Annotated in this window: 24 protein-coding genes; all 24 read left to right on the top strand. The window is 38.7% G+C overall.

From position 1 onward, the window contains the following. A partial coding sequence (gene rpsC / locus LE180_RS03675; RefSeq protein ID WP_374134122.1) for a 30S ribosomal protein S3 occupies positions 1-465 on the top strand: 465 nt, incomplete at its 5' end. A 36-nt stretch (positions 466-501) separates the two neighbouring features. Beyond that, complete coding sequence (gene rplP / locus LE180_RS03680; RefSeq protein ID WP_374134123.1) at positions 502-915, top strand: 50S ribosomal protein L16; 414 nt, start codon at positions 502-504, stop codon at positions 913-915. Positions 916-922: 7 nt separating this feature from the next. Then, positions 923-1,132: a 50S ribosomal protein L29 gene (rpmC, locus tag LE180_RS03685; RefSeq protein ID WP_374134124.1), complete on the top strand. Its 210-nt coding sequence runs from the start codon at positions 923-925 to the stop codon at positions 1,130-1,132. A gap of 16 nt (positions 1,133-1,148) precedes the next feature. Further along, positions 1,149-1,412: a 30S ribosomal protein S17 gene (gene rpsQ / locus LE180_RS03690; RefSeq protein ID WP_374134125.1), complete on the top strand. Its 264-nt coding sequence runs from the start codon at positions 1,149-1,151 to the stop codon at positions 1,410-1,412. 28 nt (positions 1,413-1,440) lie between these two features. Next, the gene (gene rplN / locus LE180_RS03695) at positions 1,441-1,809 is read left to right on the top strand and encodes a 50S ribosomal protein L14 (RefSeq protein ID WP_374134126.1); all 369 of its coding nucleotides are present in this window, start codon (positions 1,441-1,443) and stop codon (positions 1,807-1,809) included. 166 nt (positions 1,810-1,975) lie between these two features. Next, complete coding sequence (gene rplX / locus LE180_RS03700) at positions 1,976-2,290, top strand: 50S ribosomal protein L24 (protein ID WP_374134127.1); 315 nt, start codon at positions 1,976-1,978, stop codon at positions 2,288-2,290. A gap of 242 nt (positions 2,291-2,532) precedes the next feature. After that, positions 2,533-3,090 (top strand): 50S ribosomal protein L5, encoded by a 558-nt coding sequence (gene rplE / locus LE180_RS03705; protein ID WP_374134128.1) that lies wholly within the window; start codon positions 2,533-2,535, stop codon positions 3,088-3,090. 32 nt (positions 3,091-3,122) lie between these two features. Then, complete coding sequence (locus LE180_RS03710) at positions 3,123-3,308, top strand: type Z 30S ribosomal protein S14 (protein WP_374134129.1); 186 nt, start codon at positions 3,123-3,125, stop codon at positions 3,306-3,308. Between the two features lie 23 nt (positions 3,309-3,331). Continuing rightward, positions 3,332-3,727, top strand: a complete 396-nt coding sequence (rpsH, locus tag LE180_RS03715; protein ID WP_374134130.1) for a 30S ribosomal protein S8 — start codon at positions 3,332-3,334, stop codon at positions 3,725-3,727. A 141-nt stretch (positions 3,728-3,868) separates the two neighbouring features. Further along, complete coding sequence (gene rplF / locus LE180_RS03720) at positions 3,869-4,432, top strand: 50S ribosomal protein L6 (RefSeq protein ID WP_374134131.1); 564 nt, start codon at positions 3,869-3,871, stop codon at positions 4,430-4,432. Positions 4,433-4,467: 35 nt separating this feature from the next. Further along, the gene (gene rplR / locus LE180_RS03725; RefSeq protein ID WP_374134132.1) at positions 4,468-4,827 is read left to right on the top strand and encodes a 50S ribosomal protein L18; all 360 of its coding nucleotides are present in this window, start codon (positions 4,468-4,470) and stop codon (positions 4,825-4,827) included. A 293-nt stretch (positions 4,828-5,120) separates the two neighbouring features. Next, on the top strand, positions 5,121-5,615 hold the full coding sequence (gene rpsE, locus LE180_RS03730) for a 30S ribosomal protein S5 (protein ID WP_374134144.1): 495 nt from the start codon (positions 5,121-5,123) through the stop codon (positions 5,613-5,615). Then, a complete protein-coding gene (rplO, locus tag LE180_RS03735; protein ID WP_374134145.1) occupies positions 5,615-6,058 on the top strand; it encodes a 50S ribosomal protein L15 in 444 nt (147 codons plus the stop codon). Before rpsE ends, rplO begins: the two co-directional genes overlap by 1 nt. Positions 6,059-6,315: 257 nt before the next feature. Continuing rightward, complete coding sequence (secY, locus tag LE180_RS03740) at positions 6,316-7,659, top strand: preprotein translocase subunit SecY (protein ID WP_374134133.1); 1,344 nt, start codon at positions 6,316-6,318, stop codon at positions 7,657-7,659. A gap of 90 nt (positions 7,660-7,749) precedes the next feature. Next, positions 7,750-8,385 carry an adenylate kinase gene (locus tag LE180_RS03745; RefSeq protein ID WP_374134134.1) on the top strand — a complete coding sequence of 212 codons (636 nt, stop codon included), beginning with the start codon at positions 7,750-7,752 and terminating at the stop codon, positions 8,383-8,385. Positions 8,386-8,491: 106 nt separating this feature from the next. Then, the gene (gene map, locus LE180_RS03750) at positions 8,492-9,292 is read left to right on the top strand and encodes a type I methionyl aminopeptidase (RefSeq protein ID WP_374134135.1); all 801 of its coding nucleotides are present in this window, start codon (positions 8,492-8,494) and stop codon (positions 9,290-9,292) included. 1 nt (position 9,293) lies between these two features. Further along, positions 9,294-9,515 carry a translation initiation factor IF-1 gene (infA, locus tag LE180_RS03755; protein ID WP_374134136.1) on the top strand — a complete coding sequence of 74 codons (222 nt, stop codon included), beginning with the start codon at positions 9,294-9,296 and terminating at the stop codon, positions 9,513-9,515. 123 nt (positions 9,516-9,638) lie between these two features. Further along, positions 9,639-9,752 (top strand): 50S ribosomal protein L36, encoded by a 114-nt coding sequence (rpmJ, locus tag LE180_RS03760; RefSeq protein ID WP_374134137.1) that lies wholly within the window; start codon positions 9,639-9,641, stop codon positions 9,750-9,752. 136 nt (positions 9,753-9,888) lie between these two features. Further along, entirely contained in the window at positions 9,889-10,284 is a 396-nt protein-coding gene (rpsM, locus tag LE180_RS03765) for a 30S ribosomal protein S13 (RefSeq protein WP_374134138.1), read from the top strand. Between the two features lie 128 nt (positions 10,285-10,412). Continuing rightward, complete coding sequence (gene rpsK, locus LE180_RS03770; RefSeq protein WP_374134139.1) at positions 10,413-10,805, top strand: 30S ribosomal protein S11; 393 nt, start codon at positions 10,413-10,415, stop codon at positions 10,803-10,805. Between the two features lie 80 nt (positions 10,806-10,885). After that, positions 10,886-11,512, top strand: a complete 627-nt coding sequence (gene rpsD / locus LE180_RS03775; RefSeq protein WP_374134140.1) for a 30S ribosomal protein S4 — start codon at positions 10,886-10,888, stop codon at positions 11,510-11,512. A gap of 40 nt (positions 11,513-11,552) precedes the next feature. Next, positions 11,553-12,545, top strand: coding sequence for a DNA-directed RNA polymerase subunit alpha (locus tag LE180_RS03780; RefSeq protein ID WP_374134141.1), 993 nt, complete (start codon positions 11,553-11,555; stop codon positions 12,543-12,545). Then, complete coding sequence (gene rplQ / locus LE180_RS03785; RefSeq protein ID WP_374134142.1) at positions 12,542-12,895, top strand: 50S ribosomal protein L17; 354 nt, start codon at positions 12,542-12,544, stop codon at positions 12,893-12,895. Before LE180_RS03780 ends, rplQ begins: the two co-directional genes overlap by 4 nt. 201 nt (positions 12,896-13,096) lie before the next feature. Continuing rightward, positions 13,097-14,081: rod shape-determining protein (locus LE180_RS03790; protein ID WP_374134143.1), on the top strand; the 985-nt coding region annotated here is incomplete at its 3' end.

Raw genomic sequence — 14,081 nt, forward strand, 5'->3', positions numbered from 1 at the left:
AATTTGAGAAAAGAAATTGAGTCCATGACAGCGAAGAAAACCTTTGTGAACGTTATGGAAATTAAGAGACCTGAAATTGATGCTCAGCTTGTAGCTGAAGGCATTGCCTTCCAATTGGAAAAACAAATTGCATTTAGAAGAGCAATGAAGAAAACAATTGAAAAGGCAATGGCAGCGGGCGCTAATGGGATAAAAGTTATGGTTGCAGGCAGACTTGGTGGAGCAGAAATTGCAAGAACTGAGTGGCTTAAAGAGGGAAGAATTCCTTTGCAGACCTTCAGAGCAGATATAGACTATGGTTTTGCTGAGGCTTATACAACTATGGGTCAGATTGGCGTTAAAGTTTGGATATTTAAAAAAGAGCTTTTCAAAAAAACGATCAAGGAACTGGTTGAAGAAGCGAAACTGGTGGATGCGTCAGAGATAGCAGAGCAAACGATAGCTCAAACGACGAAAAAACCCTAAATAGTTTAAGACATAAATAAGGGCAGAGGAATTTATATGTTGATGCCAAAAAGAGTTAAATATAGAAAGACACACAGGGGAAGAATGAAGGGCAAAGCGAAAGGCGGTACCTGCTTGATCTTCGGAAAATACGGTCTTCAAGCTCTTGAGCCTGTGTGGATGAACAGCAATCAAATAGAAGCAGCTCGTGTGACGCTCGCAAGGTTCATTAAAAAAGGCGGAAAAATTTGGGTCAGAATATTCCCTGATAAACCAATTACAAAGAAGCCTGCCGAAACGAGAATGGGCAAAGGTAAAGGTGATCCTCTATTTTGGGTTGCGGTAGTAAAGCCTGGAAGAGTAATGTTTGAAATGGAAGGCATTCCGGATGCTGAAGCGAGAAAAGCTCTGACGCTTGCATCGAATAAACTTCCTATACGTACAAAAATTTTACTCAGAGCAGATATTTGAGGATACGATGAAAAGTAAAGATTGGAACGAAATGAAAAATATGACGGATGTTGAGCTCGGTGCAAAACTTAGCGAGTTGCAGGACAAGCTTTTTAAATTAAAATTTCGCCATTTAACAACGCCTGTGAAAAATCCTCTTGAAATTAGGAATATCAGAAGAAACGTAGCAAGAATTAAAACGCTTATTGCTCAGAAAAAAGAGTCCAAAATAAGATAAATAATAGGAAGGAACAATGTCAGAACGTGGAAAACGTAAGTGTCGTACGGGCATAGTTGTAAGTGATAAAAACAATAAAACGAGATTGGTTTCTGTAGAGAGAACATATCGCCATTCCTTGTACGGTCGCGTGCTTCGTAGCAAAAGCAAATTTGCTGTACATGATGATAAGAATTCTTCTCATGTAGGTGATACGGTTAAAATAATGGAGTCAAGACCGTTGTCAAAAACAAAGAGATGGGTGTTGATTGAAGTTGTAAGTAAAACGTCGGAAATCTAAAAATGAAAATTTGTCGAAGGATAAAAGGATGATACAGGAAAGAACTATTTTAGATGTAGCAGATAATTCGGGAGCAAAAAAGATTCGTTGCTTCAGAGTTACAAAAGGTTTGAGACACCGTTACGCAAGTATCGGAGATATAATTCATGCGTCAGTTCAAGATGCATTGCCGCATGCAAGTATTAAAAAAGGCGAAGTTGTTAAAGCCGTAGTGGTTCGCACGGTAAAGGAAATTCGTCGGACAGATGGAACCTATGTTAAGTTTGATGACAATGCGGCGGTAATCATTAACGATGAGGGCGAACCCAAGGGAACTCGTATCTTCGGACCGGTTGCGAGAGAACTTAGGGAAAGAAATTATCTTAAGATAATTTCTTTGGCCCCGGAAGTAGTGTAGTTGGTGTTCTGTAATGTTGTCATTCTGAAAGCCGAAGGCTTTAAGAAGCTAGAAGATCAAAAGTTAACTAAAGACTCAGTGCATTAGTCTAGATATTTTGAAAACGAAATGGTTGCTTCCTCGACGTGACACAGAAGAAAAAAGGAAATATAAATAGGAAATAAAAATGTTTAATATTAAGAAGAAAGACAAAGTTGTAGTTTTATCTGGAAAGGATAAAGGGAAGCAGGGTGAAGTTCTTGATGTTTTTCCGGATAAAGCTAGAGTCATAGTTTCAAAAATAAATTTTGTAAAAAGACATACAAAGCCTACTCAGAAGGATCCAGGAGGTGGCATTCGCGAGAAAGAAGCGCCTCTTGCTATAAGCAAGGTTATGCTTGTATGTCCAAAATGTGGTCAGTCTTCGAGACCTAAGTTTGACAGACTTTCTGATGGAAAGAAGGTAAGAGTATGTCGCAAATGCGGGGAGATGATCATATAACGCTTCAGAGGAATGTTGTAATGTATAAGGCATTTAAACTTTTAATAACAGTTGTGTGCCTGCTAGCTTTTTGATACTGCATGGACGACATATATAGAAATGGAGTTTTTGTTTTTGTAGGTTGTAACAAGAATGATGGTGCATATACTAGAATTATCTCTGACACCAAATATTTTAAAATAAAAGATCAAAATGCTTTAAGTCTCAAGTAACAAAGATAGGTAAGGAATAAGGAAAGAATAATGAATCAACCTCGTTTAAAAGAATTTTATCGAAAAAATGTAGTAAATGAATTGATGAAACAGTTCAACTTTAAAAATATTCATCAGATTCCCAAACTTGCCAAGATTGTTGTAAATATCGGGTTGAGCGAAGCAAAAGAAAACATTAAGGTTTTGGATGTTGCAACTGCAGAGCTTGCGTCTATCACAGGTCAAAAGCCTTTGGTGTGTCGCGCAAAACAGTCTGTGTCAAACTTTAAGATACGTCAGGGAATGCCGATAGGTATTAAAGTAACTCTCAGAAGTGCGATGATGTATGAATTTCTAGATAGACTTATAAATGTTGCGATACCTCGTATAAGAGATTTCAGAGGAATCGAGCCTAATGGGTTTGATGGGAGGGGCAATTTCAACTTGGGGCTTACAGAGCAGTATATTTTTCCTGAAATTAACGTTGAAAAATCAGATAAAGCTAGAGGTATGAATATTACTATCGTAACGACGGCTAAGGAAAACGAGCATGCAAAATCGTTGCTAGAAGCTCTTGGTATGCCGTTCAAAAAAAGAGACAATAAATAGAAACAAGCAAATAAAGCAAAGGATATTTTTCTATGGCAACAACTTCAGCAGAAGCAAAGATGCGTAAACCTCAGAAATTTGCGACACGGTACAGGAACAGATGTCGCCTGTGTGGAAGACCGCGTGGCTTTTATAGAGATTTTGGTCTTTGCAGAATATGCTTGCGCAAATTAGCGCACAATGGCGAAATACCAGGTCTTACAAAATCAAGTTGGTAATAACTTTTAAAGAGGTCGGTTGAATGATTACAGATCCAATTTCAGATATGTTCGCTCGCATTCGTAATGCAAACGTAAAATCACACGAAAAAGTCGATATTCCATCTTCAAAAATGAAAATGGAGATAGCAAAGATTCTAAAAGAAGAAGGCTATATTTCAGACTATAAGAATATTGAAGATCATAAGCAGGGTGTTTTGAGAGTTTATCTTAAATATACTGTTGCGGGAAAAGCTGTTCTTCGGGGAATTAAGAGGGCGTCGAAGTCTAGTTTGAGAATCTACAGAGGTTATGAAGATATGCCTAAAACCGTTGGTGGATTGGGTGTTACAATAGTTTCTACTTCTAAAGGCTTAATGACCGATAGACAGGTAAGAAAAGATAAAATTGGCGGAGAAATAATAGGGTACGTTTGGTAATTATATACGATAACCGTATGAAAGATGTACAGCATTGTTTCCTCTCTTCCATTTTTTTAATTCCCCTTTCAGTGAAGGGGGAGAGGTTGAATAGAGTGAGTCGTACCTCTTTCTGTAAAAAATTAATATTGAGGATCAAAAATGAGTCGCTTGGGTAAAAAACCGGTTCAGGTGTCGGAAAAAGTGAAAGCAGAGTTTAAAAATGGAGTTCTAGAAGTGACGGGTCCCGGCGGAAAACTTTCACAGACAATTGATAATAGAATGGGCATAAAAATTGACAAGGATGGCATTCTTGTCGAGGCGCTTGGAGAATCTCGCGAGCATAATATGCTGCATGGTCTCATAAGGGGTCTTGTTGTAAACATGGTTGAAGGTGTTACAAAGGGTTTTAAAAAAGAGCTTGAGGCAATAGGACTTGGCTATAAAGCAAACATAGAAGGCGGAAAAAAATTAATCTTAGCTGTTGGTTTTTCACATTTGGTGAATCTTCAGATTCCTTCTACTGTAAAAGTTACGGTAGCTCTTACGCCTGATAAAAATACTCTAATTGTGGTAACTGGAACAGATAAATATGAAGTTGGAGCGTTTGCCGCTAGGATTAGAGCTGTAAAGCCGCCTGAACCATACAAAGGTTTTGGTATTAGATATTTGGGCGAGAAAATTATAAGAAAAGCTGGAAAAGCTGCGGCAGCAGGGAAAAAATAGTAGTTTTTGCAGTCATTGATAGAAAAGGATATTAGATGAAAGATTCGAGCGAAAGATTTGATTATCGTGTAAAAAGGGTTAGAAGTAAAATCACGGGAACAGAAGGAAGACCGCGCTTGAGTATTCATCGCGGACATAAGCATATTTATGCGCAGATAATTGACGATAGCAAGGGTATTACTATTGTTTCTGCGTCAACATTGTCTCCTGAACTTAAAGGGAAGTTGAATGTTACCGATACTGTTGTCGCGGCTAAATCCGTGGGTGATTTAGTTGCAAAAAAAGCAGCTGAAAAAGGCATAAAAAAAATTGTCTTTGATCGTAGAGGATACGAGTACACGGGCAAAATTAAAGCTCTTGCAGATGCCGCTAGAGAGAACGGTTTAGAGTTTTAGTAGTTGTCCTAGGTTAAGCGTTCGAGAGTAAACTCGCAGTTGTCTTTCAGCTTTCGCGGGAATTCATGTTGTCGTTAGTTCCTTTTTCTCGTCGTGATTCTCTTTCATTGAAAGGGGTGGTCGCGAGCGTAGCTTGGCGGAGTATAAGATGATGTCAGGCTAAGCCTGACGAAGTATTGATAGAGTCGAGGGTTTTCATCTCGTCGTAAAGTACTTTTCACGCGTTTGTAGGTAAGTAAATTTAATAAAATAAATGTAAACGTAGTTTTTGGGAGGACAAGTTGGCTGAAAAAATAGGAAAACAACAACAAAATAACAGTGGTCTAAAAGAGATAGTTGTTGCCGTTAACAGAGTTTCAAAAGTTGTTAAAGGTGGAAAGAGGTTTTCTTTTAATGCTTTGGTAGTAGTAGGCGATGGGACCGGTAAAGTGGGCTGTGGACTCGGTAAAGCGAATGAGGTGCAGGCTGCAATTCAAAAAGGTAGCGTGCACGCTTCGAAGCATATGATCCCAGTTCAACTTAAAGGAAGCACCATCCCACACGAAATAATTGGTGTTTCAGGAGCAGGAAAAGTTCTGTTAAAGCCCGCGGCTCCGGGAACCGGTGTTATAGCCGGAGGAGCTGTAAGAGCAGTTCTTGAGGCTGTAGGAATTAGAGATATTCTTACAAAATCAATGCGCTCTTCAAATCCTTTTAACGTAGTTTATGCAACGATAGAAGCTCTTAAAGAACTCCGTTCAAAGGAGGAGGTTGCCAAAATCAGAGAGAAAGAGGTTGCTGAAATATGATAGGTTTGGATAATTTACGACCTGCAAAAGGCTCAAAACATAGAAAGAAAATTGTAGGACGCGGAGTAGGTTCCGGACGCGGGCGAACATCTACCCGCGGTTCTAAGGGTCAAAAATCTCGTTCCGGTGACGGAGCTAAAAAAATAGGTTTTGAAGGCGGACAGATGCCTGTTTTTAGGAGAATTCCTAAGAGAGGATTTACCAATCAGTTTCGTAAAGAATATGAAATTGTTAACGTTGGAAGTTTGAATAAATTTGAAGTGGGTGTTGAAGTCACTCCAGCAGTGTTAAAAGAAGCTGGTCTTGTGGGAACGACGAGACTTGTGAAAATTTTAGGAGTTGGTGAACTCAAAAAATCTCTGACGATTAAGGTTGCAGCCTTTTCAAGATCTGCTCTTGAAAAAATTCAAGCTGCAGGCGGAAAAGCTGAAGTTGTTAAGTAAAAGTATGAAGTAATTGGCTATGCGTAGCGACAAATGTATGAGTCGTTGGTTCCTCTTTCCGTTCTCCTTTTTTAAAAAGTGTGGCGATGTCAACGGCATTGTCGGGATATTGGGGGTGTCAGACGAGGTCTAGAGTTTATCCCCGAATGTTTTTATCGAGGATGGTATTGGTGTTAGGAGTTATCTCTCATCGTAAAATATTTCTCATGTGTTTGGCACTCTTCGTTTTGTGTATTTAAGTTTAACGGGAAAAAGCTATGCTAAAAAGTTTCACTGATATATTTAAGGTGCCTGAACTAAGAAAAAGAGTTGTATTTACATTGCTTATAATTGTTGCTTATAGAATAGGAGCTACGGTTCCGATTCCGGGCATAAATAGTGAAGCTGTAAAGTCTTTGTTTGCAGCTCAGATGAATGGTTTGTTAGGTTTTTTGGATATGTTTTCAGGCGGCGCACTCAACAGAATGTCGATTTTTTCGATGGGTATTATGCCGTATATCAACGCATCAATTATTATGAGTTTAATGCAGGGAGCGCATCTCGTTCCTTACTTAGACAGGCTTGCGAAGGAGGGCGAGCAGGGAAGAAAAAGACTTACGCAAATCACAAGATACGGAACGCTCATATTGGGTACGATGCAGTCTTTTGGCTTGACAATGGCAATAACAAGAATGCCAACTCCTTCAGGAATGAGCATAGTCGTTGATCCATCGTGGTCTTGGGTTTCATTGACTGTTGCAACTTTGATTACAGGAACGGTCTTAATCATGTGGCTTGGAGAACAGGTTACAGAGAGAGGAATTGGCAATGGAATATCTCTTATAATTTTTGCAGGTATAGTAGAAAGATTACCTCATGCGGTTCTTAGTATTATCAAGCTTGTGCAAATGGAAGAGCTTTCTATTTTATTTGTTTTATTCCTCGCAACTATTGTGATTGCTGTGCTAATTTCAGTTGTTTGGATCGAAACAGCTCAAAGAAAAATTCCTATCCATTATGCAAAAAAAATGGTTGGAAGAAAAATGTATGGCGGACAAACGTCGTTTTTGCCGATAAAAGTTGATCAGTCTGGCGTTATTGCCGTAATATTTTCAATGTCAATTTTATCTGCGCCTTTGATCATAGCTCAGTTTTCTCCTGGGTGGACAATTTGGAATTTTCCTATAGCTAAAAGGATTTCTGAATTGTTTAATGATGGATCCATAATATATAGTGCAGTTTATGCGTTTTTAGTTATTTTCTTCTGTTATTTCTATAATTCTATATCTTTTAATCCTAAAGATCTAGCTGAAAATATGAAAAAATCTGGCGGATTTGTTCCCGGAATAAGACCAGGTGATCCGACAGCTACATATATACAAAAAGTTTTAGAAAGAGTTACGCTTGGTGGCGCATTGTTTGTTGCATGTATAGCTGTTTTGCCTGATTATTTGCGACGCGCCATGAGCGCTCCGTTTTTCTTTGGCGGGACGTCATTGCTTATTGTAGTAGGCGTATCGCTTGATACTATTGGACAGATAGAGTCACATTTGATTATGCGTCATTACGAAGGGTTTATGAAAGAGGGGCGTATAAAAGGTCGTTGGTTCAACGTCAAATAAAGCGATTCGTTAGTGTTCAACTATTATGCTTTGTCAACAATTTAAAAAGCTTCGCTCTTAAAATGGGTTTGTAAGGGGATACTGAAATTAATGAATTATATACTTATGGGGTCTCCTGGAGCAGGGAAAGGTACACAGGCTAAAAGAATTGTAAAAAAGTTTGGCATAGTACATTTATCACCGGGCGATATGTTTAGAGAAGCAAAAAAATCAAATGAAGTTATAAGTAAACTTCTTGCATCAGGGCAGCTTGTTTCTGACGAGATAGTTGTTAGCATGGTTAAGGATCGTCTTACAAAAGACGACGTAAAAGAAGGATTTCTCTTAGATGGATTCCCAAGAACAGTAAAGCAAGCGGAAGAGTTAGATGCAATACTTAAGGCAGAAAATATAAAAATAGATGCAGTGTTTTTTATAGATGTTTGTTTTGAAGAAGCGATAAAAAGAATAGCGGGAAGGAGAGTTTGCTCTTGCGGAGCAAGTTATCATATAACGATGCTTCCGCCGAAGGAAGCGAACAGATGTGATCTTTGTGGCAAAGAACTTGTTCAGAGAAATGATGATAAAGAGGATATTGTAAGAGACAGATTTTCTGTTTATGAAAAGCAAACAAAGCCTTTGATTAAATATTACAAGAAGTCAGGGTTGCTTATAGGTGTGGACGGATTGAGTAGCGAATCGGAAGTGTTTGAGCGAATAAGCAAGCATATCAAAGTTGTTGTCTAGAGATTGCCACGACTTGTAAACGTCGCAAGTCTCGCAATGGCAGGGTGGCGCTAAAACTTAACAGAACAACTTAAAGCGAGTTGTTCATAACTGTGGGTGTTCTGCTGTGTGTCAAAGGGAAAGCAAATTGTTTTTTAGAAGACAGAACATAGAATTAAAGACGGCAAAAGAAATTGAAAAAATGAGAGTTGCCGGCAAGGTTGTTGGCGAGATTTTGGAGAAGCTTTCCGAGATAATAAAGCCTGGAATAACGACGAAAGATATAGATGTTTTTTCAGAAAAATATATAAGATCATTGAAGATGTTACCTGCATTTTTTGGTGTACAAGGGATGAAGTATCCTTTTCCGTCTTCAGCATGTGTGTCAGTAAATGACGAGGTAGTGCACGGGATTCCTAACGCTTCGCGTGTGCTTAAATCAGGTGATATAGTTTCTGTAGATATGGGAGTGCTTTACGAAGGATATTATGGCGATGCAGCAAAAACCTACGCGGTTGGCAGTATCGCCACCTCAGCTGCAAAGCTCCTTAGAGTTACGGAACAGTCTTTGCAGAAAGGGATTGAGCAAGCGTTGCCGGGTAATAGACTTGGCGATATTTCTTGCGCAGTTCAGGAAACGGCAGAAAATGGTGGGTTTTCCGTCGTAAGAGATTTTGTCGGACATGGAATAGGAAGATCTTTACATGAGGATCCTCAAATCCCCAATTACGGCAAAGCAGACACAGGTGTTAAACTTCTTCCAGGCATGGTACTTGCAATAGAGCCTATGGTGAATGCCGGTGGCTATGAAGTTTATATGCTGGACGATGACTGGACGGTTGTTACAAGAGATGGCAGTTTAAGCGCTCACTTTGAGCATACTGTTGCAATAACAGAAGATGGCTACGAAATTTTAACAAAGGTATAGAATGAATAAAGAAGAGAAAATTATTGTTGATGGAAAAATTTTGGAATCTCTGCCGAATGCAGTTTTTAGAGTAGAAATTATGGAGGGAGGTCATATTATTTTGGCGCATATTTGCGGTAAGATGAGAATGCATTATATAAAAATCCTTCCCGGTGATAAAGTGAAAGTCGAACTTTCGCCTTATGACTTAACAAGAGGCAGAATAACGTACAGAGAGAAGTAAGAATTAGCGATGTAAAACAACGACGAATGTTATTTAGGTGTAAAACTTAAGGATGTAAAGGTTGTTGTTTTGTGGTATAATACATGAGGTGTAGTAAAGCGTAGAAATAAAATGGAGTTTAAAATGAAAGTCAGAGCATCAGTAAAACCAATTTGTCAGAAGTGTAAAGTAGTAAAACGCAAAAGCGTAGTAAGGGTAGTGTGTTCAGATCCAAGACACAAACAGAGACAGGGGTAGTGTTTTTAGTCGAGGTTTGTAAAATGGATTTGATGGTGTTTCTTTGCCTTCTCTGAAATAGTTTTTTGAAAGGCTTTTTAGTGTCGAGATAGTAATGGGATAAAAGAAAGAAGTAAAGAAATCCGGAGGATAGATAATGGCTCGTGTAGCTGGAGTGGATTTGCCAAAGAATAAAAGACTTGATATAGCGTTAAGATATGTTTACGGTATTGGATCTGCCATATCAGACGAAATTATTGCAGAGCTTGCTCTAGATCCTGCAAAAAGAGTTAAAGATTTAACAGAAGAAGAAGTTAATAAGATGAACAATATTATAACCAAAAATTTAAAAGTTGAGGGAGATCTCAGGAGAGAAATTCAAGCAAATATTAAAAGACTTATAGAAATAGGAAGTTACAGGGGTTCTCGCCATAGAAGAAATCTTCCCGTAAGGGGGCAGAGATCTAAAACCAATGGTCGTACGAGACGCGGAAAGAGAAAAACTGTAAGAGCGGGTAAGGCAGTTGTTGCAACTCCTGGCAAGAAAGGCTAAGTTGACGCTTAGTTTTTGAATTTTTACGTCGCAAGTCTTTGCTCATCTGCTTATTTTAAAGAAGATTGTTACTGTAGTAATTGGTTTATGCAAAAATAAATAAAACGTAAGTAAAATACGGAGGACGTATGGCAGAAGAAAAAAAGACCGGTGGATCTAAGAAGAAGAAATATACCGGCAGTGTGGCAAGGGCTTATATATTGTCGACGTTTAACAATACGATTATTAATATAACAGACGAAAGAGGAAATACATTGTCTTGGGCTTCAGCCGGTGGCTCGGGATTTAAAGGCGCAAAAAAGGGAACTCCTTTTGCGGCTCAGATGACGGCTGTGGCAGTGGGTAAGAAAGCTATGGACATTGGCGTTAAGCAAGTTGCGATTTTTGTAAATGGTCCCGGTCCAGGAAGAGAAACGGCAATCAGAGGTTTGCAAAGTTCCGGTCTTGGCATAACGGCTATAAAAGATATTACTCCTGTTCCTCACGATGGATGCCGTATGCCCAAACCCAGAAGGGTATAACAAAAAATGATATTCGATACAACGGTTGCCGATGGATGTTTATTCAAACAGATGCAAATAATCTTGGAGGTCTTCAATAGATGTCACGTTATTTAGGGTCAGTATGTAAGTTGTGTCGTCGCGAAAAAGAAAAACTTTTCCTGAAGGGGGAAAGATGTTCTTCAAATTGCACTCTTGAAAGAAAGAGAGGCAAAAATGGTCCCGGACAGCATGGAGCTACAAAAAGTAAGATGTCCGACTATGCAAAACATTTGCGTGAAAAGCAGAGGGCAAGAAGAATATACGACTTAACCGAAGAACAGTTTAGCCATTACTATGAAGTAGCTGAAAAAATGAAAGGTTCTACCGGTGACAATTTGCTTAAAATTCTTGAGATGAGGCTTGATAATGTAGTTTCGCGCTTGGGTCTTGCTTCGTCTAAGAAAATGGCAAGACAGGTTGTTAACCACGGCAATGTTCTAGTTAACGAAAAAAAGATAGATGTTCCGCGTTACCAAGTAAAAATCGGCGATATTATAACAGTGTCTGAAAAGTATAAAGCAGGTGTTGTTATAAAAAAACTTGTTGAAAAAACAGTATCAACTGTTCCTACGTGGTTGAGTTTTGATAAAAACAAAGTTGCCGGGACAGTTGTAGGCGAGCCACTTGCAGGAGAAGTTTCGCATCCTATAAACAGTCAACTTATTGTCGAGTACTATTCAAAATAAACTAACAGTCGAGAGGATCTGTTAAGTGAGGTTATAAAGAATGAAAGCACCGGATTTAGAGAAATTACGCAAACTTGTTTTAGAAGAAAAAACTGCAACAAAATTTTATGGGCGTTTTACCGCAGAGCCGTTTGAGCGCGGTTACGGTCACACCATAGGAAATTCGCTGAGAAGAGTTCTTCTTTCGAGTCTTGAAGGCGCTGCCATTACTTCTGTAAAAGTTACGGGAGCTTTGCATGAATTTGCAGTTTTAAAGGGCGTTAAAGAAGACGTAGCTCAAATCGTTTTAAATTTGAAAAAAATAAGAGTAAAGTTACACTCTGGTGAGACGGAAAAACTTTATTTAAAAGTTAAAAAAGCAGGGAAAGTAACTGCAAAAGATATAGAGTCAAACATTAATGTTTCGATAATGAATCCTGAACAGGAAATTGCAAATATGGATAACGGTGCAACTCTTGAAATGGAATTGGAAGTATCTTTAGGAAAGGGATATGTTCTTTCCGAAGAGCTTAAATCAAACAAGCATTCTGTAGGGACAATACTTCTAGACTCGTTGTTTTCTCCTGTAACAAAAGTTAATTATGAAGTTGAAAACACTCGTGTAGAGCAGGTTCTTAACTATGACAGGCTTGTTATAGAAATATGGACTGATGGTTCAATATCCCCTCAAGATGCCTTGATAAAGGCAGTAAGAATATTAAGAAACAGTCTTGTAATTTTTACAGGTGATGCTATAGAATCTGAAGAATCTTCTGAAGAATCTATTGTAAAAGATGTGATTGAGGAGGAAGAAATTTACGTCGAAGAAGGAATTTTAGAGCAGCGTATCAATTTTATGGATCTTTCAAAAAAGGCTTCAAACAGTTTGATGAATGTGGGGATTGAGACTATTGGAGATTTGGTTCAAGTGAAAGAAGAGGATGTGTTAAATTTTGCTAAGCTCGGAAAGCGCTCGTTTGAAGAGATCAAAGGGAAACTTGAAAGATTGAATTTGACGTTTGGCATGAAAACTAAAAGTGGAGCAAAGAAATGATAAAAACTTACAACGGAAGCAAGCTTGGAGTTACAAGTTCGCATAGAAGATCGATGCTTCGCAGTTTAGCAACTGAGTTATTTCTCCATGAAAAAATAGAAACTACGCTTCCGAAGGCAAAAGAACTTGTAAGCTATGCTGAAAAACTTGTAACAAGGGCAAAAAAAGCCGATTTGAACGCCATACGAGCAATAAGCGGGGAAATAAACAAAAAAGATGTTGTCAGAAAAATGTTTGATATTTTGGCTCCAAGATACAAAGAGAGAAAAGGTGGATATACGCAGATTATAAAAGTTGGAACAAGACGCGGGGACAGCGCGGATATTGCCATAGTTAAATTAGTTGTATAAATGATAAGGCACATTGGTACAATGCACCAATCGTAAAGTTAGTTGACTGTAATCTTTCGTTTCATTTTCAGCTTCTTGCATTTTTTTGCGTTTCGTAGTCTGTCAATCTTATGTTAATGCGTCGCAATATAAAGTTAGTCGATTGCGTGTATAGAGTCGTCTAGTCTTGTAAAGTTAGTTGGCTGTATTTGAGGAATTTAAATGTTTGATTATATTTTTGGTTTGTTTTCAAATGATATGGGCATAGATCTTGGGACGGCATCGGTTCTCGTTTACATTAAGGGCAAAGATATTGCTTTAAGAGAACCTTCTGTGGTAGCTATGGAACGTGACACAAAGTGCGTGTTGGCCATAGGCATAGAAGCAAAAAAAATGCTGGGTAAAACCCCGGCAAATATTATTGCTGTAAGACCTTTGAGAAATGGTGTTATTGCAGATTTTGAAGCAACTGAAAAAATGATCAGGTATTTTATAAAAAAAGTTCACAATAAAAAAACTCTCCTTCATCCCAGGGTAGTTATAGGCGTCCCTTCAGGGATCACTGAAGTTGAAAGAAGAGCCGTAAGAGAATCTGCGGAGCAGGCAGGCGCTAGGGAAGTTTATCTTATTGACGAACCGATGGCTGCTGCAATAGGGGCGGGCATACCTGTACATGATCCGGAAGGAAGCATGATAGTTGATATTGGCGGTGGTACGACTGAAGTAGCCGTTATATCGCTAGGCGGAATGGTTGTGGCAAAGTCTCTTGATGTTGCAGGCGATAAGATGGATGAAGCGGTAGTTCAGTATTTTAGACGTAAATATAATCTTCTGATTGGTGAAAATACAGCGGAATCAGTCAAAATGAAAATAGGTTCGGCGTTCCCGCTCGAAGAAGAATTAGCAATGGACGTAAAAGGAAGAGATTTGCTTACAGGTCTTCCTAAAACTGTTAAGATTACATCTGGAGAGGTTAGAGATGCATTGGCGGATCCTATCAAAAAAATAGTAGATATTGTAAAAAATGTTCTTGAAGAAACTCCAGCAGAACTTTCTGCAGATCTTATAGATCGTGGAATAATATTAAGCGGTGGCGGGTCTCTTGTAAAAGGGTTTCCTGAGTTGCTGGCGCAAGAAACTGAACTTCCTGTAAATCGTGCTGACAATCCTCTAACTTGTGTTGTAAGAGGGACAGGCGTATATTTAG

This window comes from Candidatus Endomicrobiellum pyrsonymphae (assembly GCF_020328025.1).
Taxonomy (GTDB): Bacteria; Elusimicrobiota; Endomicrobiia; order Endomicrobiales; family Endomicrobiaceae; genus Endomicrobiellum; species Endomicrobiellum pyrsonymphae.

Bases quoted from the DNA above. Each gene is read 5' to 3' on its own strand.
- rplP (WP_374134123.1), top strand. From the start codon at position 502: ATGTTGATGCCAAAAAGAGTTAAATATAGAAAGACACACAGGGGAAGA.
- rplF (WP_374134131.1), top strand. From the start codon at position 3,869: ATGAGTCGCTTGGGTAAAAAACCGGTTCAGGTGTCGGAAAAAGTGAAA.
- rplX (WP_374134127.1), top strand. From the start codon at position 1,976: ATGTTTAATATTAAGAAGAAAGACAAAGTTGTAGTTTTATCTGGAAAG.
- rpsD (WP_374134140.1), top strand. From the start codon at position 10,886: ATGTCACGTTATTTAGGGTCAGTATGTAAGTTGTGTCGTCGCGAAAAA.
- rpsK (WP_374134139.1), top strand. From the start codon at position 10,413: ATGGCAGAAGAAAAAAAGACCGGTGGATCTAAGAAGAAGAAATATACC.
- rplE (WP_374134128.1), top strand. From the start codon at position 2,533: ATGAATCAACCTCGTTTAAAAGAATTTTATCGAAAAAATGTAGTAAAT.
- LE180_RS03745 (WP_374134134.1), top strand. From the start codon at position 7,750: ATGAATTATATACTTATGGGGTCTCCTGGAGCAGGGAAAGGTACACAG.
- rpsM (WP_374134138.1), top strand. From the start codon at position 9,889: ATGGCTCGTGTAGCTGGAGTGGATTTGCCAAAGAATAAAAGACTTGAT.
- rpmJ (WP_374134137.1), top strand. From the start codon at position 9,639: ATGAAAGTCAGAGCATCAGTAAAACCAATTTGTCAGAAGTGTAAAGTA.
- LE180_RS03780 (WP_374134141.1), top strand. From the start codon at position 11,553: ATGAAAGCACCGGATTTAGAGAAATTACGCAAACTTGTTTTAGAAGAA.
- rplQ (WP_374134142.1), top strand. From the start codon at position 12,542: ATGATAAAAACTTACAACGGAAGCAAGCTTGGAGTTACAAGTTCGCAT.
- rpsH (WP_374134130.1), top strand. From the start codon at position 3,332: ATGATTACAGATCCAATTTCAGATATGTTCGCTCGCATTCGTAATGCA.
- infA (WP_374134136.1), top strand. From the start codon at position 9,294: ATGAATAAAGAAGAGAAAATTATTGTTGATGGAAAAATTTTGGAATCT.
- rpmC (WP_374134124.1), top strand. From the start codon at position 923: ATGAAAAGTAAAGATTGGAACGAAATGAAAAATATGACGGATGTTGAG.
- LE180_RS03710 (WP_374134129.1), top strand. From the start codon at position 3,123: ATGGCAACAACTTCAGCAGAAGCAAAGATGCGTAAACCTCAGAAATTT.
- secY (WP_374134133.1), top strand. From the start codon at position 6,316: ATGCTAAAAAGTTTCACTGATATATTTAAGGTGCCTGAACTAAGAAAA.
- rplR (WP_374134132.1), top strand. From the start codon at position 4,468: ATGAAAGATTCGAGCGAAAGATTTGATTATCGTGTAAAAAGGGTTAGA.
- rplN (WP_374134126.1), top strand. From the start codon at position 1,441: ATGATACAGGAAAGAACTATTTTAGATGTAGCAGATAATTCGGGAGCA.
- rpsQ (WP_374134125.1), top strand. From the start codon at position 1,149: ATGTCAGAACGTGGAAAACGTAAGTGTCGTACGGGCATAGTTGTAAGT.